General features: G+C 61.0%; 23 protein-coding genes and 1 pseudogene. 13 read left to right on the top strand and 11 right to left on the bottom strand.

Annotated elements, in window-relative coordinates; all coding sequences use genetic code 11:
• Positions 1–84 precede the first annotated feature (84 nt).
• Positions 85–1611, top strand: a complete 1527-nt coding sequence (locus tag ACYYKW_RS04560; protein WP_464989516.1) for a SulP family inorganic anion transporter — start codon at positions 85–87, stop codon at positions 1609–1611.
• A gap of 136 nt (positions 1612–1747) precedes the next feature.
• On the opposite strand, the gene ACYYKW_RS04555 is transcribed toward ACYYKW_RS04560, so the two are convergent.
• Entirely contained in the window at positions 1748–2398 is a 651-nt protein-coding gene (locus tag ACYYKW_RS04555) for a hypothetical protein (protein ID WP_093096227.1), read from the bottom strand.
• Between the two features lie 369 nt (positions 2399–2767).
• On the opposite strand from ACYYKW_RS04555, the gene coxB reads away from it, so the two are divergent.
• From coxB to ACYYKW_RS04535, 4 genes are all read left to right on the top strand, one after another.
• Positions 2768–3895 carry a cytochrome c oxidase subunit II gene (gene coxB / locus ACYYKW_RS04550; RefSeq protein WP_090287983.1) on the top strand — a complete coding sequence of 376 codons (1128 nt, stop codon included), beginning with the start codon at positions 2768–2770 and terminating at the stop codon, positions 3893–3895.
• An 82-nt stretch (positions 3896–3977) separates the two neighbouring features.
• On the top strand, positions 3978–5564 hold the full coding sequence (gene ctaD / locus ACYYKW_RS04545; protein ID WP_464989515.1) for a cytochrome c oxidase subunit I: 1587 nt from the start codon (positions 3978–3980) through the stop codon (positions 5562–5564).
• 129 nt (positions 5565–5693) lie between these two features.
• Positions 5694–6245: a cytochrome c oxidase assembly protein gene (locus tag ACYYKW_RS04540; RefSeq protein WP_039757111.1), complete on the top strand. Its 552-nt coding sequence runs from the start codon at positions 5694–5696 to the stop codon at positions 6243–6245.
• Positions 6246–6270: 25 nt separating this feature from the next.
• Positions 6271–7158 (top strand): cytochrome c oxidase subunit 3, encoded by an 888-nt coding sequence (locus tag ACYYKW_RS04535; protein WP_090287980.1) that lies wholly within the window; start codon positions 6271–6273, stop codon positions 7156–7158.
• Positions 7159–7341: 183 nt separating this feature from the next.
• Here ACYYKW_RS04535 and ACYYKW_RS04530 read toward each other — a convergent pair whose 3' ends face one another.
• Positions 7342–7545, bottom strand: coding sequence for a twin transmembrane helix small protein (locus tag ACYYKW_RS04530; protein ID WP_090287978.1), 204 nt, complete (start codon positions 7543–7545; stop codon positions 7342–7344).
• 71 nt (positions 7546–7616) lie between these two features.
• Between ACYYKW_RS04530 and ACYYKW_RS04525 the strand changes: the two genes are divergently transcribed.
• From ACYYKW_RS04525 to ACYYKW_RS04505, 5 genes and pseudogenes are all read left to right on the top strand, one after another.
• Complete coding sequence (locus tag ACYYKW_RS04525) at positions 7617–8357, top strand: SURF1 family protein (protein WP_464989514.1); 741 nt, start codon at positions 7617–7619, stop codon at positions 8355–8357.
• Positions 8323–8916, top strand: coding sequence for a hypothetical protein (locus ACYYKW_RS04520; RefSeq protein ID WP_464989513.1), 594 nt, complete (start codon positions 8323–8325; stop codon positions 8914–8916). The genes ACYYKW_RS04525 and ACYYKW_RS04520 overlap by 35 nt, the downstream gene beginning before the upstream one ends.
• Before the next feature lie 10 nt (positions 8917–8926).
• Positions 8927–9917 (top strand): annotated as a pseudogene (locus tag ACYYKW_RS04515) (COX15/CtaA family protein); the annotation flags it as partial.
• A gap of 76 nt (positions 9918–9993) precedes the next feature.
• Positions 9994–10893: a heme o synthase gene (gene cyoE, locus ACYYKW_RS04510; protein WP_093096246.1), complete on the top strand. Its 900-nt coding sequence runs from the start codon at positions 9994–9996 to the stop codon at positions 10891–10893.
• Positions 10890–11525, top strand: coding sequence for an SCO family protein (locus ACYYKW_RS04505; protein ID WP_464989527.1), 636 nt, complete (start codon positions 10890–10892; stop codon positions 11523–11525). The genes cyoE and ACYYKW_RS04505 overlap by 4 nt, the downstream gene beginning before the upstream one ends.
• A gap of 174 nt (positions 11526–11699) precedes the next feature.
• Here the strand turns inward: ACYYKW_RS04505 and ACYYKW_RS04500 are convergent, their stop codons facing one another.
• The 3 genes from ACYYKW_RS04500 to ACYYKW_RS04490 all read right to left on the bottom strand — a co-directional run bounded on the left by ACYYKW_RS04500 (position 11700) and on the right by ACYYKW_RS04490 (position 14259).
• Positions 11700–12470, bottom strand: coding sequence for a MetQ/NlpA family ABC transporter substrate-binding protein (locus tag ACYYKW_RS04500; RefSeq protein ID WP_093096255.1), 771 nt, complete (start codon positions 12468–12470; stop codon positions 11700–11702).
• Between the two features lie 65 nt (positions 12471–12535).
• A complete protein-coding gene (locus ACYYKW_RS04495; protein WP_172833304.1) occupies positions 12536–13246 on the bottom strand; it encodes a methionine ABC transporter permease in 711 nt (236 codons plus the stop codon).
• A 5-nt stretch (positions 13247–13251) separates the two neighbouring features.
• Complete coding sequence (locus tag ACYYKW_RS04490) at positions 13252–14259, bottom strand: methionine ABC transporter ATP-binding protein (protein ID WP_090287964.1); 1008 nt, start codon at positions 14257–14259, stop codon at positions 13252–13254.
• A gap of 262 nt (positions 14260–14521) precedes the next feature.
• Here ACYYKW_RS04490 and katE point away from each other — a divergent pair, with 262 nt between their 5' ends.
• Positions 14522–16663: a catalase HPII gene (gene katE / locus ACYYKW_RS04485; protein WP_464989512.1), complete on the top strand. Its 2142-nt coding sequence runs from the start codon at positions 14522–14524 to the stop codon at positions 16661–16663.
• A gap of 94 nt (positions 16664–16757) precedes the next feature.
• Here the strand turns inward: katE and ACYYKW_RS04480 are convergent, their stop codons facing one another.
• From ACYYKW_RS04480 to ACYYKW_RS04465, 4 genes are read right to left on the bottom strand one after another with little or no spacing between them, the layout of a single operon-like run.
• Positions 16758–17471 (bottom strand): PA5502 family lipoprotein, encoded by a 714-nt coding sequence (locus ACYYKW_RS04480; RefSeq protein WP_464989511.1) that lies wholly within the window; start codon positions 17469–17471, stop codon positions 16758–16760.
• Between the two features lie 37 nt (positions 17472–17508).
• A complete protein-coding gene (znuB, locus tag ACYYKW_RS04475; protein WP_090287957.1) occupies positions 17509–18297 on the bottom strand; it encodes a zinc ABC transporter permease subunit ZnuB in 789 nt (262 codons plus the stop codon).
• Entirely contained in the window at positions 18290–19075 is a 786-nt protein-coding gene (gene znuC, locus ACYYKW_RS04470) for a zinc ABC transporter ATP-binding protein ZnuC (RefSeq protein WP_093096270.1), read from the bottom strand. The genes znuB and znuC overlap by 8 nt, the downstream gene beginning before the upstream one ends.
• Positions 19075–19557, bottom strand: coding sequence for a Fur family transcriptional regulator (locus ACYYKW_RS04465; RefSeq protein ID WP_090287953.1), 483 nt, complete (start codon positions 19555–19557; stop codon positions 19075–19077). Before ACYYKW_RS04465 ends, znuC begins: the two co-directional genes overlap by 1 nt.
• A 66-nt stretch (positions 19558–19623) precedes the next feature.
• Here ACYYKW_RS04465 and znuA point away from each other — a divergent pair, with 66 nt between their 5' ends.
• On the top strand, positions 19624–20544 hold the full coding sequence (gene znuA / locus ACYYKW_RS04460) for a zinc ABC transporter substrate-binding protein ZnuA (protein ID WP_464989510.1): 921 nt from the start codon (positions 19624–19626) through the stop codon (positions 20542–20544).
• 132 nt (positions 20545–20676) lie between these two features.
• Here the strand turns inward: znuA and ACYYKW_RS04455 are convergent, their stop codons facing one another.
• Both ACYYKW_RS04455 and ACYYKW_RS04450 read right to left on the bottom strand, forming a co-directional pair.
• Positions 20677–21630 carry a homoserine kinase gene (locus ACYYKW_RS04455; RefSeq protein WP_464989509.1) on the bottom strand — a complete coding sequence of 318 codons (954 nt, stop codon included), beginning with the start codon at positions 21628–21630 and terminating at the stop codon, positions 20677–20679.
• A gap of 58 nt (positions 21631–21688) precedes the next feature.
• A complete protein-coding gene (locus ACYYKW_RS04450) occupies positions 21689–21979 on the bottom strand; it encodes a DUF2782 domain-containing protein (protein WP_090287949.1) in 291 nt (96 codons plus the stop codon).
• 74 nt (positions 21980–22053) lie between these two features.
• On the opposite strand from ACYYKW_RS04450, the gene polA reads away from it, so the two are divergent.
• Entirely contained in the window at positions 22054–24858 is a 2805-nt protein-coding gene (polA, locus tag ACYYKW_RS04445; protein WP_464989508.1) for a DNA polymerase I, read from the top strand.
• The last annotated feature ends 173 nt before the right edge of the window (positions 24859–25031 follow it).

The following is a 25031-nucleotide window of genomic DNA, read 5'->3' as shown; positions in this document are numbered from 1 at the left end:
CTAAACATCTGTGTGGTTTGACGCCGGCCGCTGATTCAGCGGCCCGGCCTCGCCATGCCTGAAGAAAACTTCGGGAGAATCGCCATGCGTGCGGCTCAATTGAAAGCGGTGTTGCCCCGGGAGCTGCTCGCTTCCGTGGTTGTGTTTCTGGTCGCCCTGCCGCTGTGCATGGGTATTGCGATTGCCTCAGGGTTACCGCCGGCCAAAGGTTTGATCACCGGAATCATCGGTGGCTTGGTAGTCGGTTGGTTGGCGGGGTCGCCGTTGCAGGTCAGCGGGCCGGCGGCGGGGCTGGCGGTGTTGGTCTTCGAACTGGTGCGCCAGCACGGCATCGAGATGCTCGGGCCGATTCTGTTGCTGGCCGGTTTTCTGCAACTGGTCGCCGGGCGCCTGAAGCTCGGTTGCTGGTTCCGGGTCACGGCGCCAGCGGTGGTCTACGGCATGCTGGCGGGAATTGGCGTGCTGATTGTGCTGTCGCAGGTGCACGTGATGCTCGATGCCAAGCCGCAACCGTCAGGGCTGGATAACCTCACGGCGTTCCCGGCGGCGGTGGCGCAGGCCTTGCCGTCGTTTGGCTGGCAGGCCGGGTTGCTCGGGCTGGCGACGATTGCGGTGATGTGGCTGTGGGAAAAATTCCGCCCGCATTCGCTGCGTTTCGTTCCCGGTGCGCTACTGGGTGTAGGCCTGGCGACGGCCGCGAGTCTGTTGCTGGCCTTGCAGGTCAAGCGTGTGGAAGTGCCGGCGAATCTGGCCGAAGCCATCGATTGGCTCAAGCCCGCCGATCTGATGAGTCTGGCCGACCCGACGCTGCTGGTTGCCGCGTTCGCCGTGGCGTTCATCGCCAGCGCCGAAACCCTGTTGTCCGCCGCCGCGGTGGACCGAATGCACAGCGGCGTGCGCTCGGATTTCGACCGTGAACTGTCGGCGCAAGGTGTCGGCAACATGCTCTGCGGGCTGGTCGGTGCGTTACCGATGACCGGTGTGATCGTGCGCAGTTCGGCCAACGTTCAGGCCGGTGCGACCACGCGCTACTCGACGATTTTCCATGGCCTGTGGCTGCTGGCGTTCGTGCTGTTGCTCTCGAGTGTGCTGCAGAGCATTCCGGTAGCCAGTCTGGCCGGCGTGCTGGTGTACACCGGGTTCAAACTGGTCGACCTCAAGGCATTTCGCCGCTTGGGTCGCTACGGAAGGATGCCGATGTTCACCTACGCCGCGACGGCGCTGGCGATCATCTTTACCGACTTGTTGACCGGCGTGCTGATCGGTTTCGGCCTGACGTTGTTGAAGCTGGCATTCAAGGCCTCGCGCCTGAAAATCAGCCTGATCGATCTGCCACAGGACGGCGAGATGGAGTTGCGCCTGATCGGCGCGGCGACGTTCCTCAAAGTGCCGGCGCTGACCCAGGTGCTGAACACCATTCCCCACGGCACGACCGTGCATGTGCCGCTGAATAACCTGAGTTATATCGACCACTCGTGTCTGGAACTGCTCGAGGAATGGGGCCGGGCGAATGCGGCAAAAGGGTCGAAGCTGTTGATCGAGTCGCGAGGATTGAAGCGCAGGCTTGAAGGCAGGGTTCGGACCAATACCGGGATTGGTGCAGCCGGTTAAATCTCCCAGTCCAGAAACAAACCCTGTGGGAGCTGGCTTGCCAGCGATAGCGGTCTATCAGTCACCGACAATGTTGACTGATCCACCGCCATCGCTGGCAAGCCAGCTCCCACAGGTATTTGGGTCTAACTCTGAATTACGCAGCGGGCTGATCCAGTTCCAATCCCACACCCAAACGGCGGCTCATGCACGGCCAGCGTTTCCACGCAGCGCCAGTGTCCGGGCTGCTGAGTTTGTCGCGGTAGGCTTCTACCGACTCCAGGGCAAAACTCTCGTCGTTGAGCATCTCGTCGATGGCGTGGTGCACCGCTTCGTCCAGTTGGTTGGCAAATGCCTCACCGATCAATTGGTGAGCAATCAGATTGGCCACCGTCATGTCCAGGGGGATCAATGGCTGGCCGAAATGCTTGATGTACAGGTCGTTGACCTCTTCGACAAATCGGTGCGCCAGATAGGCTTCGTCGAGCAGGCTGTCCAGGCCGACATGCCCGGCCATGATGGCCGGCGGCTGGAGGAAATACTGCTCGGCGATTTTCAGCACCGGTTTGATCTGCGATTCGATTCCCGCTTCCCTGGCGACTTCATTGGCTGCATCCAGCAGATCGGGTACTTCATCGATGTAGGCGGCGACAAAACGCGTCAGCACGCCGTTGGCGTCGGCTTCCGGCAACTGGATCGCCGGGTGCAGGTGAGGCAGCTTGCTTTCCAGCTGACGGGTCAGCAGGCCGGTATCCTTTTCGTGTTGTTGGGCTTTTTGGATCTGCTCGCGCAATGCGGCGGTGTTCATGAAAACTCCAGGAAACAAGGCAATGAAATAGGGAAGACATAACTTAGCTGGCTTACGAAAAACGCTAAGACGCATTTGTCATAATTATTTCATCCTTGATGCAGCTGCGTTATATCCATTCGCCACCACTCGTCTGCATCCTTCTCCATTCGTGCCCTTGAACGCAAGCGCAGGCTGTTTCAGATGATTTACGTGCTCGGGTTGCAATTTCCCGACGCTGTCTATACTCGCCAATGAATGGAGTTAGCTGATGACGCCCGACTGCACCCGCAGCAAGGCCCGGCGATTCAAGTTCGTAGTCTGATGCAGCCGCTCCCTTGCCGCAGGCGTATGCCGGCGGGATAACAAGAACGATAAGGGGAACCCGCAATGATGCGACATCCACATGTCTGGATGGGCCTCCTGTTGTGGTCGATATTCAGCCAGGCCAATGCGGCCTGGACGGTGAATATGGCGCCTGGAGCGACTGAAATCAGTCACGCAGTATTCGACCTGCACATGACCATTTTCTGGATCTGTGTGGTGATCGGGATCATCGTCTTCGGCGCCATGTTCTGGTCGATGATGGTGCACCGCCGCTCCACCGGACAGGTCGCCGCAAAATTCCACGAAAGCACCGGCGTCGAAATCATGTGGACCATTGTGCCGCTGCTGATTCTGGTGGCCATGGCCGTCCCCGCCACCGCAACACTGATCAAGATGTACGACACCAGTGAGCCGGATATCGATATCCAGGTCACCGGTTATCAGTGGAAGTGGCACTACAAATATCTGGGTCAGGACGTCGAGTTCTTCAGCAACCTGGCCACCCCCGCCGAGCAGATCCACAACAAGGAAGCCAAAGGCGAGCACTACTTGCTCGAGGTCGACAAGCCATTGGTGCTGCCGATCGGCGCCAAGGTGCGCTTCCTCGTCACCTCCGCCGACGTTATTCACTCATGGTGGGTGCCGGCGTTCGCGGTCAAGCGCGATGCGATCCCCGGTTTCGTCAACGAAGCCTGGACCCGTATCGACAAGCCCGGCCTGTACCGTGGCCAGTGCGCCGAGTTGTGCGGCAAGGACCATGGCTTCATGCCGATCGTGGTCGAGGTCAAGGAGCAGGCCGACTACGAAAAATGGCTCGCCGAGCGCAAGGCCGAAGCGGCGCAGCTCAAAGAACTGACCAGCAAGGAATGGACCCTCGACGAACTCAAGGAGCGCGGCGACAAGGTCTACCACACCACTTGCGTGGCTTGTCACCAGGCCGAAGGCCAGGGCCTGCCGCCGATGTTCCCGGCGCTCAAGGGCTCGAAAATCGCCACCGGACCGATCAAGGATCACCTGGGCATTGTCTTCCACGGCAAACCCGGTACCGCCATGGCGGCGTTCGGCAAGCAACTGTCGGAAGTCGATATCGCTGCGGTCGTGACCTATGAACGTAACGCCTGGGGCAACAACAAGGGCGACATGGTCACGCCCAAGGAAGTGCTGGAGCTGAAACAGGCGGAAAGCCAATGAGCCGGTCTATTGCGTACTTCATCAATCGCTCGGGGCCGCGTGCCCCGGCAAACCCAGTTCACTCACCTGAAGGAGACCGGCCATGAGCGCTGTCATCGATGACCACGGTCACGCCGACCACGCCCACGGCCCCGCCAAAGGCCTGATGCGCTGGGTGCTGACCACCAACCACAAGGACATCGGCACGCTGTACCTGTGGTTCGCGTTCTGCATGTTCCTGCTCGGCGGCTCGTTCGCCATGGTGATTCGCGCCGAGCTGTTCCAGCCCGGTTTGCAGATCGTTCAGCCGGAATTCTTCAACCAGATGACCACCATGCACGGTCTGGTCATGGTGTTCGGTGCGGTGATGCCGGCGTTCGTCGGCCTCGCCAACTGGATGATTCCGCTGATGGTCGGCGCGCCGGACATGGCCCTGCCACGGATGAACAACTTCAGCTTCTGGCTGCTGCCGGCGGCGTTTTTGCTGCTGGTTTCGACGCTGTTCACACCGGGCGGCGGGCCGAATTTCGGCTGGACCTTTTATGCGCCGCTGTCGACGACCTATGCGCCGGAAAGCGTGACGTTCTTCATTTTTGCCATTCACCTGATGGGCATCAGCTCGATCATGGGCGCGATCAACGTGGTCGCGACCATTCTCAACTTGCGCGCCCCCGGCATGACCCTGATGAAAATGCCGCTGTTCGTCTGGACCTGGCTGATCACCGCATTCCTGCTGATCGCGGTGATGCCGGTGCTGGCCGGGTGCGTGACGATGATGCTGATGGACATCCACTTCGGTACCAGTTTCTTCAGCGCTGCCGGCGGTGGTGACCCGGTGCTGTTCCAGCATGTGTTCTGGTTCTTCGGCCACCCCGAGGTGTACATCATGATCCTGCCGGCCTTCGGCGCGGTCAGCCAGATCATCCCGACCTTCGCGCGCAAACCGCTGTTCGGTTACACCTCGATGGTTTACGCCACAGCGAGCATCGCCTTCCTGTCGTTCATCGTCTGGGCGCACCACATGTTTGTGGTCGGCATTCCGCTGGTGGGCGAATTGTTCTTCATGTACGCGACCATGCTGATCGCCGTACCGACGGGGGTGAAGGTGTTCAACTGGGCCAGCACCATGTGGCAGGGCTCGATGACCTTCGAGACGCCGATGCTGTTCGCGGTGGCGTTCGTGATTCTGTTCTCCATCGGCGGTTTCTCCGGGCTGATGCTGGCGATCGCTCCGGCGGACTTCCAGTACCAGGACACCTACTTCGTCGTTGCGCACTTCCACTACGTACTGGTGCCGGGGGCGATCTTCGGCATCTTCGCCTCGGCCTATTACTGGCTGCCGAAATGGACCGGGCACATGTACGACGAAACTCTCGGCAAGCTGCATTTCTGGCTCTCGTTCGTCGGCATGAACCTGACTTTCTTCCCGATGCACTTCGTCGGGCTGGCAGGCATGCCGCGACGGATTCCGGACTACAACCTGCAATTTGCCGACTTCAGCATGGTCTCGTCGATCGGCGCGTTCATGTTCGGCGCCACGCAGATCTTCTTCCTGTTCATCGTCATCAAAACCATTCGTGGCGGCGCACCGGCCCCGGCCAAACCGTGGGATGGCGCCGAAGGCCTGGAGTGGAGCGTGCCGTCGCCGGCGCCGTATCACACCTTTACCACGCCGCCGGAAGTGAAATGAACACCTTCAGCCTTGTGAAAATCTATGTGGGAGCTGGCTTGCCAGCGATGGCTGCCTGCCTGACACACCGCGGGGGCGCCATCGCTGGCAAGCCAGCTCCCACAGGGTTCTCGGCAGAGGTCAAACACCATGGCTGACTCGATCTCGCTGAAAAAACTGGTCACCCGCCTGTTATTGGTGGTGGTGGCGATGTTCGTCTTCGGTTTTGCCCTGGTGCCGATCTACGACGTGATGTGCAAGGCCTTCGGCATCAACGGCAAGACCGGCGGGCAGTACGAGGGCGAGCAAGTGGTCGACACTTCGCGCCAGGTGCGCGTGCAGTTTCTCTCGACCAACACCGCCGACATGCCATGGGATTTCTATCCCAAGCATGACGAACTGACCGCCAACCCCGGTGCGGTCAACGAGATGGTGTTCATTGCGCGCAACCCCACCGACAAGCCGATGAGTGCGCAAGCGGTGCCGAGCATCGCGCCGAGCAACGCGGCGGCGTTTTTTCACAAGACCGAATGCTTTTGCTTTACCCAGCAGGTGCTGCAGCCCGGTGAACAAATCGAGATGCCGGTGCGTTTCATCGTTGACCGCGACATGCCCAAGGAAGTGAAGCACCTGACGCTGTCCTACACGCTGTTCGATATCACCGCCCGACATCCACCGGTGGCTGTTAATACCGGCGGCTGAGCGTGGCCGATAAGGAGAACAATAAATGGCAACTCATGAGCACTATTACGTCCCCGCCCAGAGCAAATGGCCGATCATCGCCACGCTCGGGATGTTCGTCACCGTGTACGGCCTGGCTACCTGGTTCAACGATCTGAAGGCAGCGCGCCCGGATTCCCACGGCCCGCTGATCTTTTTCGTCGGCGGGCTGTTGCTGGCGTACATGCTTTTCGGCTGGTTCGGCGCGGTGATCAAGGAAAGCCGCGCGGGCCTTTACAGCCCGCAGCTGGACCGCTCGTTTCGCTGGGGCATGAGCTGGTTCATCTTTTCCGAGGTGATGTTCTTTGTCGCCTTTTTCGGCGCGCTTTTTTATATCCGCGTGGTTTCCGCGCCCGGTCTGGCCGGCGAAGGCAGCAAGGGTTTGTCGGAGATGCTCTGGCCGAATTTCGAATACGTCTGGCCACTGCTGAACAACCCGGACCCGAAACTCTTCCCGCCCCCCAAGGATGTCATCAGCCCGTGGGGCCTGCCGCTGATCAACACCATTCTGCTGGTCAGCTCCAGCGTGACCATCACCATCGCCCACCACGCCTTGAAGAAGGGCCATCGCGGCGCGCTGAAACTGTGGCTGGCGATCACTGTGCTGCTGGGCATCGCGTTCCTTGGCTTCCAGGCCGAGGAATACATCCACGCCTACAAGGAACTGGGCCTGACCCTTGGTTCGGGCATCTACGGCGCGACCTTTTTCATGCTCACCGGCTTTCACGGCGCCCACGTGACCATCGGCACGATCATCCTGTTCGTGATGTTGATGCGGATCATGAAGGGCCATTTCGACAACGAGCATCAGTTCGGCTTCGAAGCGGCGAGCTGGTATTGGCACTTCGTCGACGTGGTGTGGATCGGCTTGTTCTTCTTCGTTTATGTGCTCTGAAAACAGCTGCAAGTTGCTAGCTGCAAGCTTCAAGTCAAAGCGCGATGGCTCCCAACTTGTAGCTTGCCGCTTGTAGCTTGCAACTACCACGGTACGTGGGACAGCAGCTGCAAGCCGCTAGCTGCAAGCTTCAAGCTCAAGCGGTAAAGCTTTTACTTGTAGCTTGTAGCTGACCGCTTGCAGCTACCACGGTACGTGGGACACCAGTTGGCCGCTGTAGAAACCCCAGGCGATCAGGCCGACGGTGACGGCGGCCAAGGCCACCCGAACACTCAAGGCGATGACCAGGCGATTGGAGCTGCTGTCGTCCTTGACCAGGAAAAACAGGCCGCTGAACAGGCTGATCACCGTGGCAATCAGCATCAGGACGATCGCTGCTTTGAGCATGGGAAGAACTCCGGGGGACAGGCGATGCAGTTGAGTATAGCGAGCGCGACGACTGACTTTGTGGCGCGGCCATGAAGCGCTTCCGGCCGGGGGTGATACCGACCGTAGTGGTCGCGTTGTTGCTGCCGCTGATGATCGCGCTGGGCTTTTGGCAACTGGGCCGCGGCGCGGAGAAAACCGCGCTGCTGGCCAGCTATGCCGAGCGCCGTGCGGCCGAACCGATGGCCAGCAGCGAACTCGCAACCAGCGCCGATCCGGCTTATCGCCGCGTGCGTCTGCACGGCCAATTCGATGCCGCGCACAGCTTGTTGCTCGATAACCGCCAGCGTGGCGGCAAGGTTGGCGTCGAGTTGCTGCAACCGTTTCAGGATCAGCGCAGCGGGTTGTGGCTGCTGGTCAATCGCGGCTGGCTGCCGTGGCCGGATCGCCGTGTGGCGCCGCAGTTCTCCACGCCTACTGATGCGCTGATGCTCGATGCCTGGGTCTACGTCGCCCCCGGCGCGACGTTCCAATTGCATGCCGATCCGGTCAGCCGCACCTGGCCGCAAACCGTTACCGCCGTCGAGCCGGGCAAGCTCTGGCAAACGCTTGAGCGCGACGGCTTCGCCTATGAAGTGCGCGCCGAACCCGGCCCGGCCAGCTACCGGACCGACTGGCCCGTGGTCGCGATGGGCCCGGAAAAACATCTCGGCTACGCCGTGCAGTGGTTCGCCATGGCGACCGCCCTGCTCGGTCTCTACGTTTATTTGGGCTTGCACAACGCAAAGGAGAAGCACCATGGGAACGGCCATGAATCCACCCAGCATGTCTGAAGCCAAACCTGCCGTCAGCCGCCGTCGCGGACGCATCCAGCTGCTGTTGATTGTCCTCGGCGTGGTGGGGCCGATGATCCTCGCCACCGGCATGTACAAATTGCAGTTCTGGGTGCCCGAGGGCCGCAGATATCACGGCGAACTGATCGGCAACGGCCAGACCCGCACCGACCTCGGCGTGCAGGCGGACGAGGAGCGCTGGCAATTGCTGGTGACGGCGCCGACAGCGTGTGCGGTGGATTGCCAGCAACTGGTGTATCTGGCGCGGCAGATCCAGATCGGTCTCGGCCGCGAAGCCGGGCGCGCCAGCCATGCCCTTGCCGCGACGCAACCACTGAGCGCTGACTACGAGGCCAAGCTCACACGCGAATATCCGCAACTGCAGCGCTATCCGCTGGACGCTGCCGCCTTCAGCAAGGCCACCGGCGATAAAGCCACGCCACAACTGTGGATCATCGACCCGCACGGCAATCTGGTGCTGCGCTACGAACCGAACGTGAAAGGCAAGGATCTGCTCAACGACCTGCGGCATCTGCTGAAACTGTCCAACATCGGATAAGGGCATCGTCATGGCCAAACCTGGATTTCGCCTCGCGCTGTTTGCCACCCTGCTGGCACTGATTGTGGTGCTGCTCGGCGCCTACACGCGCCTGACCCACGCCGGCCTCGGCTGCCCCGACTGGCCGGGTTGCTACGGGTTTATCAGCGTGCCGAAAAGCGAGGCGCAACTGGCCCATGCCGAACTGCATTACCCGGACTCGCCGGTGGAAGCGCACAAGGGCTGGAACGAGATGATCCACCGTTATTTCGCCGGCACCCTCGGGTTGCTGATTGCTGTATTGGCCGGGCGCGCCTGGGTCAATCGCCGCCACCCGGGGCTGCCGTTGAAGCTGCCGCTGTTTCTGCTGGCAGTGGTGTTTGCACAAGCGGCGTTCGGCATGTGGACGGTGACGCTCAAGCTCTGGCCGCAGGTGGTCACCGGGCATTTGCTCGGCGGCTTCGCGACCTTGAGCCTGCTGTTTCTGCTGACGCTGCGCTTGTCCGGCGTACTGCCGGCGCTGACCGTGCCCAGGCGTTTGCAATATTGGGCCACGGCCGGGTTGTTGCTGGTCATCGGCCAGATTGCTCTCGGCGGCTGGGTCAGCTCCAACTACGCCGCGGTGGCGTGCATCGACTTCCCGACCTGCCATGGGCAATGGCTGCCGCCGGCGGATTTCGCCAATGGGTTTCACCTGACTCAACACATCGGCCCGAATTATCTGGGCGGGCAACTCGACAGTGATGCGCGCACCGCGATTCACCTGACCCATCGCATCGGCGCGCTGCTCGTGACCGCTGTGCTGCTCGGCCTGGCCTGGCAGTTGAAAGCAGTGGGCATGACGCGCCTGGCCGGGCTGGTGCTGGTGGTCCTCGCCGCGCAAATCAGCCTTGGTATCAGCAACGTGCTGTTCCATCTGCCGCTGGCGGTCGCGGTCGCGCACAACATCGGGGGCGCGGCGCTGTTGCTGAGCATGGTGCTGGTCAATTATCACGCGCGCACCCGCCTCGTCCGGGTCACCCGACCGGCGCTCGCACGCTGGCACCTCAGCCCGCGTAAACACGCCGTCGCGCCCATTGCACTTAAAGGAGAAACGCCATGGCGAGTCTGACCGGCGCGCGCGCGACGCAAGCGCTGTGGCGCGATTATCTGGAGCTGACCAAACCGAAAGTCGTGGTGCTGATGCTGATCACCTCGCTGGTCGGCATGTTCCTCGCCACCCGCGCCGGCGTGCCGTGGACGGTGCTGGTGTTTGGCAATCTCGGTATTGCGCTGTGCGCGGGCGGCGCGGCGGCGGTCAATCATGTGGTCGATCGGCGCATCGATGCGGTGATGGCGCGTACGCACAAACGGCCATTGGTCGAGGGCCGGGTTTCACCGGCGGCAGCGCTGACGTTTGCGCTGGTGCTGGCGCTGCTCGGTCAGGCCTTGTTGCTGACCTTCACCAACCCGCTGACGGCGTGGCTGACCCTCGCCTCGTTGCTTGGTTACGCGGTGGTTTACACCGGTTTCCTCAAACGCGCGACGCCGCAAAATATCGTCATCGGCGGCCTCGCCGGCGCCGCACCGCCATTGCTCGGCTGGACCGCCGCCACCGGTCACGTCAGCGCCGAACCGCTGCTGCTGGTGTTGATCATCTTCGCCTGGACGCCGCCGCATTTCTGGGCGCTGGCCATCCACCGCAAAGAGGAATACGCCAAGGCCGACATTCCAATGCTGCCGGTGACGCACGGGGAGCACTACACCAAAGTGCACATTCTGCTGTACACCTTTGCGCTGCTGGCGGTGAGTCTGTTGCCGTACGTGATTCACATGAGCGGCATGCTTTACCTGATCTGCGCCCTCGCCCTCGGCGCCAGGTTTCTGCAATGGGCCGTGGTGCTGTACCGTGGCACTCGGCCGCACGCGGCGATCAACACCTTCAAGTACTCTATTTGGTACTTGTTCCTGTTGTTCATCGCCCTGCTCGTAGACCACTACTTACTGTTGAACCTATGACCCGAACCCAGAAAACCGTTTTCATCCTCGTCGCCGTCATCGCGCTGATCCTGGGCCTGACCGTCAACAAAGTGCTGAGCGGCAAAGGCCAGGGCGACCCGACCGCGCTGATCGACGCCGGGATCATCCTGCTGCCGCAGAGCCGCACCCTGCCGGACGTGACCATGACCGATCAGGACGGCAAACCGGTTGCAATCGATGAGTTGAAAGGCAAATGGAGTCTGTTGTTCTTCGGCTACACCTTCTGCCCGGACATCTGCCCGACCACGCTTGCGCAACTGCGCCAGATCAAGAGCGAATTGCCCAAGGATGCGGTGGACAAGCTGCAGATCGTGTTGGTGAGCGTCGACCCGAACCGCGATACCCCCAAGCAGCTGAAGCAGTACCTGGGGTATTTCGATCCGCAGTTCATTGGCGTGACGCCGGCGTCGATCGAAGAGCTGCAGAAGGTTGCCAATGCGGTGAGCATTCCGTTTATCCCGGCCGACACCAGCAAGCCCAATTACACGGTGGATCACAGCGGCAACCTGGCGGTGATCGGCCCGGACGGCAAGCAGCGCGGATTTATCCGGGCGCCGTTGAACAATGCCAAGCTGGTTGCGCAACTTCCGCAAATGCTGAATCACAAGTAAGCGCACCGCAGATTCATTGTAGGAGTGAGCCTGCTCGCGATGGCGTCGGCATGTCCAATATTGATGTGACAGGCACACCGCGATCGCGAGCAGGCTCACTCCTACAGGGGCCATATTCCAGGCAAAAAAAGGGGCGCATCAAATGCGCCCCTTTTTCATTTGTAACTACCGGAATCAGAACGCCGGCAACACCGCACCCTTGTACTTCTCGGTGATGAACTGCTTCACCTCCGGACTGTGCAGCGCAGCCGCCAGTTTCTTCATCGCGTCGCTGTCCTTGTTGTCCGCGCGGGACACGAGGATGTTCACGTACGGTGAGTCGTTACCTTCGATCACCAGCGCATCCTTGGACGGATCAAGCTTGGCTTCCAGCGCGTAATTGGTGTTGATCAGCGCCAGATCGACCTGGGTCAGCACACGCGGGATGGTCGCGGCTTCCAGTTCACGGAATTTCAGGTCTTTGGGGTTTTCGGCGATGTCTTTGATGGTCGACAGAATGTTGGTCGGATCCTTCAAAGTGATCACGCCGGCCTTGGCCAGCAGCAACAACGCACGGCCGCCGTTGGTGGCGTCGTTCGGGATGACCACATTGGCGCCGCCCTGAAGATCCTTCAGATCCTTGAGCTTGTTTGAATAGGCGCCCAGCGGCTCCAGGTGTACGCCGGTAACGGAAACGAGGCTGGTGCCCTTGGCCTTGTTGAACTCATCGAGGTACGGCTGGTGCTGGAAGAAGTTCGCGTCCAGACGCTTCTCCGCCACCTGCACGTTTGGCTGAATGTAGTCGGTGAATACCTTGACCTTCAGATCCACGCCTTCCTTGGCCAGCGCCGGTTTGACGAACTCGAGGATTTCCGCGTGCGGCACCGGGGTGGCGGCAACGGTCAGGGTTTCGGCTTGCGCCGAGAATGCTGCAACGGCAGCAAAAGCAGCGATCAGTTTTTTCATTCAGCGAACTCCTTGTGATGGCGCTCGCCAGCGAATGGCCCGCGCCTCTCTTGATTAAAAACCGCTTATTTGCGCGAGAAATGCACGACCAGTCGATCGCCGACCATCTGCAACACCTGCACCAGAATCAGCAACAGCACCACAGTGACGATCATCACGTCGGTCTGGAAACGCTGGTAACCGAAACGGATCGCCAGGTCACCCAGCCCACCGGCGCCGACCACACCGGCCATCGCCGTGTAGGACACCAGTGTAATCGCCGTCACCGTAATCGCCGCGAAGATGCCCGGGCGTGCTTCCGGCAGCAGGGCATTGACGATGATTTGCCGCGTGGTCGCGCCCATCGACTGGGTCGCTTCGATGATGCCGCGATCAACCTCACGCAGCGCGGTTTCCACCAGCCGCGCGAAGAACGGCGTGGCACCGACCACCAGTGGCGGAATCGCACCGGCCACGCCCAACGACGTGCCAGTGATCAGCACGGTGAACGGGATCATCACGATCAGCAGAATAATGAACGGCAGCGAACGCAGGATGTTCACCATAACCGACAGGATCGCGTAGAGGACTCGGTTCTCCAGCAACTGACGCGGGCTGCAGAGAAACAGCAGCACGCCCAGTGGCAGACCGAGCAGAACCGTAAACAACAGCGAGCCGCCGAGCATCAGCAAAGTGTCGTTGGTGGCGAGGCCGATTTCGAGCCAGTCGATGTTCTGAAAGAACAGCTTGATGGCTTCTATCGCGGCGTCGTATTGCTTGATTGCAGCGTCAAACATTTCCATTAGCGCAATACCTCCATGTGAACGTCAGCAGCGGTGAAGCGGGCAAAGGCCGCTTCCATGTCGCCACCGGTGACGGCGAGGGTCAATTGCCCGTACGGAATGTCTTTGATGCGATCGATGCGACCGGCAAGGATGCTGTAGTCGACGCCGGTTTCCCGGGCGACGGTACCGAGCAACGGCGCGTAGGTCGCTTCGCCCTGGAAGGTCAGACGCACGATGCGGCCCGGCACGTGAGCAAAATCGTCGCGCTGCTCGCTTTCGTCGATCTGCTCGCTCTCCTGGACGAAACGCTTGGTGGTCGGGTGCTGCGGATGCAGGAACACATCGGCCACCGAACCCTGCTCGACGATCACACCGGCGTCCATCACCGCCACCTGGTCGCAGACACGGCGAATCACGTCCATTTCGTGGGTGATCAGGACGATGGTCAGTTTCAGTTCGCGGTTGATCTCCGCCAGCAGTTGCAGCACCGAGGCGGTGGTCTGCGGGTCGAGGGCGCTGGTGGCCTCGTCGCACAGCAGAATCTTCGGTTTGGTCGCCAGCGCACGGGCAATGCCGACGCGCTGTTTCTGGCCGCCGGACAATTGTGCCGGGTATTTCTTCGCGTGATCGGACAGACCAACCCGCGCGAGCAATTCGGCGACGCGTTTGTCGATGTCGCTGCCCGACAGTTCGCCGGCCAGGGTCAGCGGCAACGCGACGTTATCCGCGACCGTCTTCGACGCCAGCAGGTTGAAGTGCTGAAAGATCATCCCGACTTGCTGGCGGAAACGGCGCAGGCCGTTGGCGTCCAGTGCGGTGACTTCTTCGCCGTCGACAATGATCTTGCCGCCGCTGGAATCTTCCAGGCGATTGATCAGACGCAGCAGGGTACTTTTTCCCGCACCGGAATGGCCAATCAGGCCGAACACCTGACCGTTCTCGATGGTGAGACTGGTCGGGTGCAGCGCGGGGATGTCCTTACCGGCGACGCGGTAAGTCTTGTGCACGTTTTGAAACTCGATCACGTAGCGAACCTTGTGGGGCGCGTTGGAAAAGGATCAGCGGTTAGCCGGGCGCGCATTTTAGCCTGTCCGTATAGAGGTTCTTAGCATTTATTTCGCAATTAACCTTCGATTTGGCAATAACGCGATCAAAGGTCAGATAAACGGAACGGCTGAAACGCTCGCCAGTCACTAAGTAAGCGACTTGAAACCCTGGGTGCCGTGCCCGGGAATCACTCAAGGGTCTGCGGAAGGCATCCGGGGCCAAACGAGGAGTTTACGTCTGATGAGCATCAAAAAGCCTGCACCCGCTAAAAGTGAACTGGCCGGGACCGATACCCCGGATCGCGCCAACACCAACGCCAAGCTCGAGAGCCTGGAAGAATTCCGTTCCGACGCAACCGGTCAGGCCCTGCGCACCAATCAGGGGGTGAAGATCGCCGATAACCAGAACACTCTAAAAGCCGGGCCACGCGGGCCGTCGCTGCTGGAAGACTTCATCATGCGTGAGAAAATCACGCACTTTGACCATGAGCGCATTCCCGAGCGCATTGTTCACGCCCGCGGCACTGGTGCCCATGGTTTCTTTCAGAGCTACGAGAACCACGCGGCACTGACCAAGGCCGGTTTCCTTCAGGACCCGGGCAAGAAAACCCCGGTTTTCGTGCGCTTTTCCACGGTACAGGGCCCGCGCGGTTCCGGCGATACCGTGCGTGACGTACGAGGGTTTGCGGTGAAGTTTTTCACCGACGAAGGCAACTTCGACCTGGTCGGCAACAACATGCCGGTGTTCTTCATTCAGGACGCGATCAAGTTTCCCGACTTCGTCCACGCGGTGAAACCCGAACCGCACAATGAAATTCCTACCGGCGGCTCGGCTCACGACACCTTCTGGGACTTCGTCTCGCTGGTGCCGGAATCCGCGCACATGGTGATCTGGGCGATGTCCGACCGGGCCATCCCGAAAAGCCTGCGCAGCATGCAGGGCTTCGGCGTGCACACCTTCCGCCTGATCAACGCCGAGGGCAAATCGCGCTTCGTCAAATTCCACTGGCGCCCGACTGCCGGCACCTGCTCGCTGGTGTGGGACGAGGCGCAGAAGCTGGCTGGTAAAGACACCGACTACCACCGTCGGGACCTGTGGGAGTCGATCGAAATGGGCGACTACCCGGAATGGGAACTTGGCGTGCAGATCGTCGAGGAGGAAAACGAACACGCCTTCGATTTCGACATTCTCGATCCGACCAAGATCATCCCCGAAGAAATCGTGCCGATCACGCCGCTGGGCAAAATGACCCTCAACCGCAACCCGGACAACTTCTTTGCCGAAGTCGAACAGGTCGCGTTCTGCCCGGGCCATATCGTGCCGGGCATCGACTTCTCCAACGACCCGCTGCTGCAGGGCCGGCTGTTTTCCTACACCGACACGCAGATCAGCCGACTCGGCGGGCCGAACTTTCACGAGTTGCCGATCAACCGCCCGGTGGCGCCGTTCCACAACGGCCAGCGTGACGCCCAGCATCGCACCACCATCGACAAGGGGCGCGCCTCCTACGAGCCAAACTCGATCGATGGCGGCTGGCCGAAAGAAACCCCGCCGGCCGCGCAGGACGGTGGTTTCGAGAGCTATCCGGAGCGCATCGACGCCGCCAAGATCCGCCAGCGCAGCGAGTCGTTCGGCGACCACTTCTCCCAGGCGCGGCTGTTCTTCAACAGCATGAGCGACCACGAGAAGGAGCACATCATCGCCGCCTACAGCTTCGAGCTGGGCAAGGTCGAGCGCGAGTTCATCCGCGCACGGGAAGTGAACGAAATTCTCGCCAATATCGACCTGACGCTAGCGAAGCGCGTCGCGGAAAACCTCGGTTTGCCAGTGCCAACCCAGGGCACCGTCGAGGTTCGCAAGACCTCACTGGAACGCTCGCCAGCGCTGAGCCAGGCCAACCTGCTGCCGGGTGATATCAAAACGCGCAAAGTGGCGATTCTCGCTGCAAACGGCGTAGACAGCGCGGCCATCGATGCGATGAAGAACGCGCTGAAAGCCGAAGGCGCCCACGCCAAAGTACTCGGCCCGACATCAGCGCCGGTGAAAACTGCGGATGGCAAGGCATTGCCGGTGGATGCGTCGATGGAAGGCATGCCGTCGATCGCCTTCGACGCGGTGTTCGTGCCGGGTGGCGCGGCGTCGATCAAGGCACTGAGCGCTGACGGCGTGGCGTTGCATTACCTGCTTGAGGCCTACAAACACCTGAAGGCGATTGCGCTGCACGGCGACGCCAAGCAGTTGCAGGATTTGCTCAAACTGGAGGCGGATGCCGGGTTGTTGCAGGGCGTGGATGTGGCTGCGCTGACCAAGCCGTTCTTTGCGGCGATTGGCGAGCACCGGGTTTGGGCGCGGGAGCCTAAGTCGAAAGCCATTCCCGCCTGAAAATCTTCGCTGACAGTAACAACGCCATCGCGGGCAAGCCCGCTCCCACAGAGTCATATTGTCCTTGTGGGAGCGGGCTTGCCCGCGATGCTTTTTATGGCTTGCGCGGGCTTAAAACCATCTGCGCCGGCACCGTGCGCACAATCTGCTTCTCGATCTGCAAATCAAAGTCCGGACTCAGCTTTTTAACCCGTTTGCTCAGCAACGTCGCCAGCCACGGATAATCCGCCGTGCGCGGCGCTTGAATGCTGACGGCACACTCGTAATTCACGACATCGGCGGCGATCGCATCGAGTTGCCGCTGCAGTTTGTGAATATCATGGATGTTCAGCGCAACCGTGGTGCTTTCGGCGGTCGGGTCGATCACCCTGGCTTTCGGCCGGGCTTCGGCGGCGAGTAATGCAGCCTCGGCCTTTTCCAGCTCGGCCTTGCGCGCTTCGGTGATGGCGCCGTTGACGCCACCGGTCAGCGCTGGCGCCTTGGGCATCAGCACACGGGCGCGGCTTAACGCGGTGGCTGCGGCGTTGACATCGCCCTTCTGCAGCACGATCTGACTGCGGCGCAGGTACGCCTCGGCCAGTTGCCGCTGGTATTGCTCAAGGGACTGATCGTTGGGGGTTGCGGCCTGCAAAGCGGCCAACTGGTCTTCGGCGGTGGCCAGTTCGCTGCTGGCCAGGCTTTGCTCCAGCTGTGCGATGGCCGTAGCCCGCGCGTCGGGGACTTCAGCCACCGGCGGCGTACTTTGGCAGGCGCCCAGCAGCACGGAAAATGCGACAAGGAGCAGATAACGGGAGGCGAACGGCTTCATTCCTGCGACTCTCTAATTGCGCAAAAAGCGAGCAAGTCTACACCCCTCGACGGGGCAGAACAAAACTCAGCAGAAACAGTGCGGCGGCCGTCACAACGATTGACGGCCCCGCCGGGGTGTCCTTGAACCACGACAGCGCCAGCCCGCCACACACCGCGAGCATGCCCAGCAGGCTCGCGCCCAGCGCCATCTGCTCGGGCGAGCGGGCGTGACGCTGTGCCGCAGCCGCCGGGATGATCAGCAGCGAAGTAATCAGCAACACCCCGACGATTTTCATCGCCACTGCGATCACTACCGCGATCAACAGCATGAGTGCCATGCGCAGGCCGGCCACCGGCAGCCCTTCGACCCGCGCCAGTTCTTCGTGCACGGTAACCGCCAGCAAGGGCCGCCACAGCGTCACCAGCAACACCAGCACCGCCGCCGTGCCGCCGAGAATCCACGCCAGATCGGTCGGGCTGATCGCCAGCAGGTCGCCGAACAGATAGGCCATCAGGTCGATCCGCACTTCATGCATGAAGCTTAGTACCACCAGACCGAGCGAGAGGGTGCTCGGTGCAAGAATTCCCAACAACGTGTCGGAGGCCAGCGGCTGGCGCTGCTGCAAGGTCACCAGCAACACCGCCAGCAGCAGGCAACCGACCGTCACCGCCACCGTCGGGCTGACATCCAGCAAAAAGCCCAGGGCCACGCCGAGCAACGCGGCGTGGGACAGGGTGTCGCCGAAATAAGCCATGCGCCGCCACACCACGAACGAACCCAACGGCCCTGCCACCAGCGCCAATGCCAGACCTGCAAGCAGGGCATACAACAGAAAATCAGCCATGCTTGCAGTGGTCTCCGTGAACATGGGGTTGCCCGGCAACCGGGCCTTTGACCACCGAACCGTGCAGGTCGTGAGCGTGATCGTGGTGGTGGTGATAGATCGCCAGGCTCGGCGCGTTCTTGCCGAACAGCTCGACGAATGCCGGATCGCCGCTGACCTGCTCGGGATGGCCGGAGCAGCAGACGTGACGATTGAGGCAAACCACCTGATCGGTGGTGCTCATGACCAGATGCAGATCGTGGGAAACCATCAATACACCGCAGCCATGGCGGTCGCGCAGGCGGGTGATCAGGCTGTACAGCTCGGCCTGCCCGGCGACGTCGACGCCTTGCACCGGTTCGTCGAGCACCAGCAGTTCTGGTTCACGCAGCAATGCCCGAGCGAGCAATACGCGCTGCATTTCACCGCCGGAAACGCTTTGCACCGGGCTGTCGATCACATGCTCGGCGCCGACTTCCTTCAACGCAGCCAATGCACGCGGACGATCAACACCTGGCACCAGGCGCAGAAAGCGCAACACCGAGAGCGGCAGGGTTGGATCGACATGCAGTTTCTGCGGCATATAGCCAACGCGCAGTTTCGGCTTGCGCCAGACGCTGCCGCTGTCCGGTTTGAGCAAGCCGAGCACGGCGCGCACCAGCGTGGTCTTGCCAGCGCCGTTGGGGCCGATCAGGGTGACGATCTGCCCCGGCTCGACGCTCAGTTCGATGTTGTCCAGCACGGTCTGCCCGGCAAATGTCACGGCGACCTGTTCCAGACGGATCAGCGCGTTGCTCATCAAGCCCCCTGGCAACCGGAGCACAGGCCGACGACTTCGACGGTCTGCGCTTCAACGATGAAGCCAACATCCCTGGCGCTGTTGATGATCGCGTCGCTGATCACTTTTTGTTCAAGCTCAATGGCAGCGTGGCACACCCGGCAGATCAGGAACTGGCCCTGATGCGCGTGCTCCGGGTGGACGCAACCGACGAAGGCGTTGAGCGACGAAATGCGGTGCACCAGACCGTTTTCCAGAAGGAAATCCAATGCCCGATAAACAGTCGGTGGCGCGGCGCGGCGGCCATCCTGCTCGCTGAGCACGGCGAGAATGTCGTAGGCGCCCAACGGCTTATGACTCTGCCAGACCAGTTCCAGCACCCGGCGGCGCAGGGCAGTCAGGCGCAGGCCTTTCTGGGCGCACAAGGTATCGGCCTCAGAGAGCGCGCTGTGCACGCAATGTGAGTGGTCGTGGGGACGGCTGGCGATCGGTGTAATAGGCATGGGCGGCGACGAGTTTTGATAGAGACGTTATTATGTTACCCGTTCTCGCCTCCTTGAGTGGTCATCGTGTCCCGACTTTTTTCTGTTTTTGTGGCTTTTATCGCCAGTTTCCTGCTGATCGGTTCGGCTCAGGCCGAAGTCAAAGTGCTCACCAGCATCAAGCCGTTGCAGCTGATTGCCGCAGCCGTGCTGGACGGTGTGGCGGTTCCCGAAGTGCTGCTCCCACCGGGTGCCTCACCGCATAACTATGCGCTGCGCCCATCCGACGTACGGAAGGTGCAGTCGGTCGATCTGTTGTACTGGATCGGTCCGGACATGGAAGGTTTCCTGCCCCGCGTACTCAATGGCCGCAAGCTGCCAAGCGTCGCGGTGCAGGATCTGCCTGGGCTGAAACTGCGACATTTCGCCGAAGACAACCATTCCCACGCCGAAGAAACCGACGACCATGATCACGATCACCGCCCGGGCTCGCTGGACGCGCACTTGTGGCTGTCGCCGGTGAATGCGCGGGTGATCGCCGATAAAATGGCCGCCGACCTGAGCGCTGCCGACCCGGCCAATGCCGAGCGCTATCAGCGCAATGCCAAGGCGTTCGATGAGCGTCTGGATGCCTTGGATCAACGCTTGAAGAAGCGTCTGGCCAATGTCGAAGGCAAGCCGTACTTCGTGTTTCACGAGGCGTTTGATTATTTCGAAGACGCCTATGGACTGAAGCACGCCGGGGTGTTCGCGGTAGCGGCTGAAGTGCAGCCAGGCGCCCAGCATGTCGCGGCGATGCGCACGCGTTTGCAGGAAGTCGGCAAGACCTGTGTGTTCAGCGAACCACCGCTGCGTCCGCGTTTGGCGGAGACGTTGGTCGCCGGCCTGCCGGTGAAGCTGGCGGAGCTGGATGCGCTGGGGGGTTACACGCCGGCGACGGCTCAGGGTTATGAGCAGGTGCTGGAAAAGCTCGGCAATGATCTGGCTGGGTGCCTGGAATCGCTCTGACACCGAAATCCTTGTGGGAGCGAGCCTGCTCGCGAAAGCGCTGGGTCAGTCAACATACATGCTGAATGGACCTCCGCCTTCGCGAGCAGGCTCGCTCCCAAAGGAACCAACAAAACCCTGCTCGCGAAGCTTTTAAAGGGCAAAGGGCAACGGTGTATTGACCTGCTGCCGCTGCGCCAACCGCTGCTCGAATTCCTGCGGATCGTGAATCAACACGTCCTGCCCGGCAAACTGCTCGGCGGCGATCAAGCGTGACAGCCAGAACCGCACGCAAGCCACGCGCAGCATCGTCGGCCACAACTCGGCCTCCGCCGCAGTGAACGGGCGCAGCGCCGCATAGGCGCCGAGAAACGCGCGGGCACGCGGCCCATCGATTACGCCTGCCTCATCCGAACACCAGTCGTTCAGGGCAATCGCTACGTCATAGAGCATCGGCCCCGAACAGGCGTTGTAGAAGTCGATCAGCCCGGTCAGGTGAGTGCCTTCGAACATGGCGTTATCGCGAAACAGATCGGCGTGAATGTTCGCCCGAGGCAACGCCAGAATCCGCTCCTTCTGCACGGTGATTTCAGCCAGCGCCTTTTGCAGCAAGGCTTGCGGTTCACCGCTCAGGTGCGACAAGAATTCGCCACCCTCCTCCAGCATCCAGTCCAGGCCACGATCGGTCTTGCGCTTGATCATGCGCTCGCCCTGAGTCGCCAGGTGCAGATGCGCCTGCAACTCGCCGACCTGCGCGCAATGCTGGGCATTGGCGACCTTGATGTGCTTGCCGGCCAGACGCGGTTGCAACAGCGCCGGTTTGCCTTTCAACTCGCGCAAGGCCACGCCGTCCGTGGTGCGCAGCGCATAGGGCACCGGCAGATCGGCTTGGTGCAGCACATCGAGCAGGTCGATGAAAAACGGCATCTCCTGCACCGGCCCGCGCTCGACCAGGGTCAGGACAAATTCGCCCTGCTCCAGACTGATGAAGAAATTGGTGTTTTCGCTGCCGGCGGCGATCCCCTGGAAATCGAGTAGACGGCCAAGCCCGTAAGGGGCGAGAAAGGTTTCCAGCTCGGGCCGAGCCAGGGGCGTGAACACAGACATGGTTAAAAACTGCTCAGTTCAGGCGTCGCGAGGCGACGCCGATTAAAAGTCGGGAATCTTACTTCCAGGTAAAGATTTCCCACGACGGAATCAGCATATCCGGCTGGTCAGATCGGATGTAATTGGCGTCCGAACCATCGGCGCGCACCAGGAAATACGGTTTGCCTTTCTTGGGTGTGACCTTGATCGCATAGACGAAGCCATTCCGGCTGTATTCCTGAATGGTCTTGTCGCCGTCCGTACGGATGGTGACCTCAGGGTCTCCCCCCGGCGCATCATCCGCCGCCATCGCGGCCAACGGTGAGACAGCAATCAGACCGACCAGCAGCAAGCGATTTAACGTACGCATGATAACCTTGTCCCTTTGTCGTCAACGGTCCCGCTATTCTAGCCCCGGACCCGCCGAAAAGGTTGATCCTGCTCATGAGCCAAGCCCCCCTCGTCCTGGTGGACGGTTCGTCTTACCTGTACCGCGCTTTCCACGCGCTGCCACCACTGACCACGTCCAAAGGCCTGCCGACCGGTGCGGTCAAGGGCGTGCTGAACATGCTCAAGAGTCTGCGCAAGCAGTACCCGGACAGCCCGTTCGCCGTGGTGTTCGACGCCAAGGGCGGGACATTTCGCGATGAGATGTACGCCGAATACAAAGCCAACCGCCCAAGCATGCCCGACGACATGCGCGTGCAAATCGAGCCGCTGCACCAGAGCGTGATCGCCCTCGGTTTCCCGCTGCTGTGCGTGGACGGCGTCGAGGCCGACGACGTCATCGGCACCCTCGCCCGCAGCAGCGCGGCGGCGGATCGTCCGGTGATCATCTCGACCGGCGACAAGGATATGGCGCAGCTGGTCGACGGCCACATTACCTTGGTCAACACCATGTCCGGTAGCTCGATGGATGTGGAGGGCGTGAAGGAGAAATTCGGCGTCGCACCGGAGCAGATCATCGATTATCTGGCGCTGATGGGCGATTCGTCCGACAACATTCCGGGCGTTCCCGGCATCGGCCCGAAAACCGCATCCGGCCTGTTGGTCGGGGTCAATGGCGGCCTCACTGAGCTGTACGCCAACCTCGACATCGTCCCGAGCCTGCCGATTCGCGGCGCCAAGACGCTGCCGGCCAAGCTCGAAGAGCACAAGGAGATGGCATTCCTCTCCTACCAATTGGCGACCATCAAGATCGACGTGCCGCTGGATATCGGCCTCGACGATCTGCAGATGGGCCCGGAAGACCCAGCCAAGCTGTACGAGCTGTACACCCTGCTGGAATTCAAGAGCTGGCTCAACGACCTCGATCGTGACGCCAAGCGCCTGGAACTCAGCGCGGCGGCCGAACCTGTACCCGCGCATGATCTGTTCAGCGCGGCCCCCGCCGAGGCTGCCGCTGCGCCTGCTCAAGCCGCGTACGAAACCATCCTCGATCAGGCACGCTTTGACGTCTGGCTGGAAAAACTGCGCAACGCCGAGCTGTTCGCCTTCGACACCGAAACCACCGGTATCGACGCGCAGCAGGCGCAACTGGTCGGCCTGTCGTTTGCCGTACAAGCCAAAGAAGCCGCCTATATCCCGCTGACCCACTCCTACATCGGCGTGCCGGAGCAACTGGATCGCGACAGCGTGTTGCGCGCGCTGAAACCGATTCTTGAAGATCCAGACAAGCTGAAAGTCGGCCAGCACGCCAAGTTCGACATGAACATCCTCGCCAACTGCGCCATCGGTGGTGATCAGAACCAAGGCATCAGTGTGCGCGGGATTGCCTACGACACCATGCTCGAGTCCTACGTGCTCAACTCCACCGCGACCCGCCACGACATGGACAGCCTCGCGCTGAAATACCTGGACCACACCACCGTGAGCTTTCAGGACATTGCCGGCAAAGGCGCCAAGCAGCTGACATTCGACCAGATCGCGCTGGAACAGGCCGGGCCGTACGCAGCCGAAGACGCCGACATCACCTTGCGCCTGCATCAGGCGCTGGTGGAGAAACTCAACGCTATCCCGAGTCTCGCCAGCGTACTGACCGATATCGAGATGCCGCTGGTGCCGGTACTGGCGCGCATCGAGCGCCAGGGCGCCTTCGTCGACGCGGAATTGTTGGGTATTCAGAGCATCGAGTTGGGCAACAAGATGGTCGCGCTGGAGCGCGAAGCGTTCGAAATCGCCGGTGAAGAATTCAATCTCGGTTCGCCGAAACAGCTGGGCGTGATCCTCTACGAAAAGCTCGGCCTGCCGGTGCTGAAGAAGACTGCCAAAGGCCAGCCGTCCACCGCCGAAGAAGTGCTGGCGAAACTCGCCGAGGACGATCACCGCTTGCCAAAGGTGCTGATGGAGCACCGTTCGATGAGCAAGCTGAAAAGCACCTACACCGATCGCCTGCCGGAGCAGATCAACCCGCGCACCGGACGTATCCATACCTCCTATCATCAAGCCGTGGCATCGACCGGTCGCCTGTCTTCCAGCGATCCGAACCTGCAGAACATTCCGGTACGCACCGCTGAGGGTCGGCGCATCCGCCAGGCTTTTGTGGCGCCGAAAGGTTACAAACTGCTGGCGGCGGACTATTCGCAGATCGAACTGCGGATCATGGCGCACCTGTCGCGCGACGAAGGCCTGATGAACGCCTTCCGCAACAACCTGGACGTGCACACTGCCACCGCTGCCGAAGTGTTCAAGGTCGAGCTGCAGGAGGTGAGTTCCGACCAGCGTCGCAGCGCCAAGGCGATCAACTTTGGTCTGATCTACGGCATGGGCGCGCAAAAACTGGGCAAGGACATCGGCGTCGACACGAAGACCGCCAAGGCCTACATCGACACGTATTTCGCCCGTTATCCGGGGGTTCGCGAGTACATGGAGCGCACCCGCGCGCAGGCGGCGGATCAGGGTTACGTCGAGACTTTCTTCGGCCGTCGCCTGTACCTTCCGGAGATCAACTCCAACAAGCCGCAGGAACGCGCCGCCGCCGAGCGCACGGCGATCAACGCGCCGATGCAGGGCACTGCCGCCGACATCATCAAGAAAGCCATGGTCGCGGTAGATAACTGGCTGACGACGTCCGGGCTCGATGCCCGGGTCATCCTGCAGGTGCACGATGAATTGGTGCTGGAGGTGCGTGAAGATCTGGTCGAGCAGGTCAGCGCCGAGATTCGTCAGCACATGAGCGAAGCGGCAACACTGGATGTGCCGTTGCTGGTTGAAGTCGGTGTGGGCAATAACTGGGATGAGGCGCACTGAGGCGCGTGTCTTGCCGCGACCGAGGTCGCGGCAAACCCGTTGAAAACGAGCTTAGACCCGAACGCGCTGGAAGCTATTCCAAACTTTTCGAAAAAAATCTGAACTAATCTGGCGACTGAACACTCAGAGGTACTGAATGGCTGGTGAAGCCCTTCGATGCTCCTATGTTGTGT

The sequence above is a fragment of the Pseudomonas sp. 15C genome, from assembly GCF_055484735.1.
The sequence above is the reverse complement of the archived record's forward strand: the minus strand, read 5'-3'. Positions and strand labels throughout refer to the sequence as shown.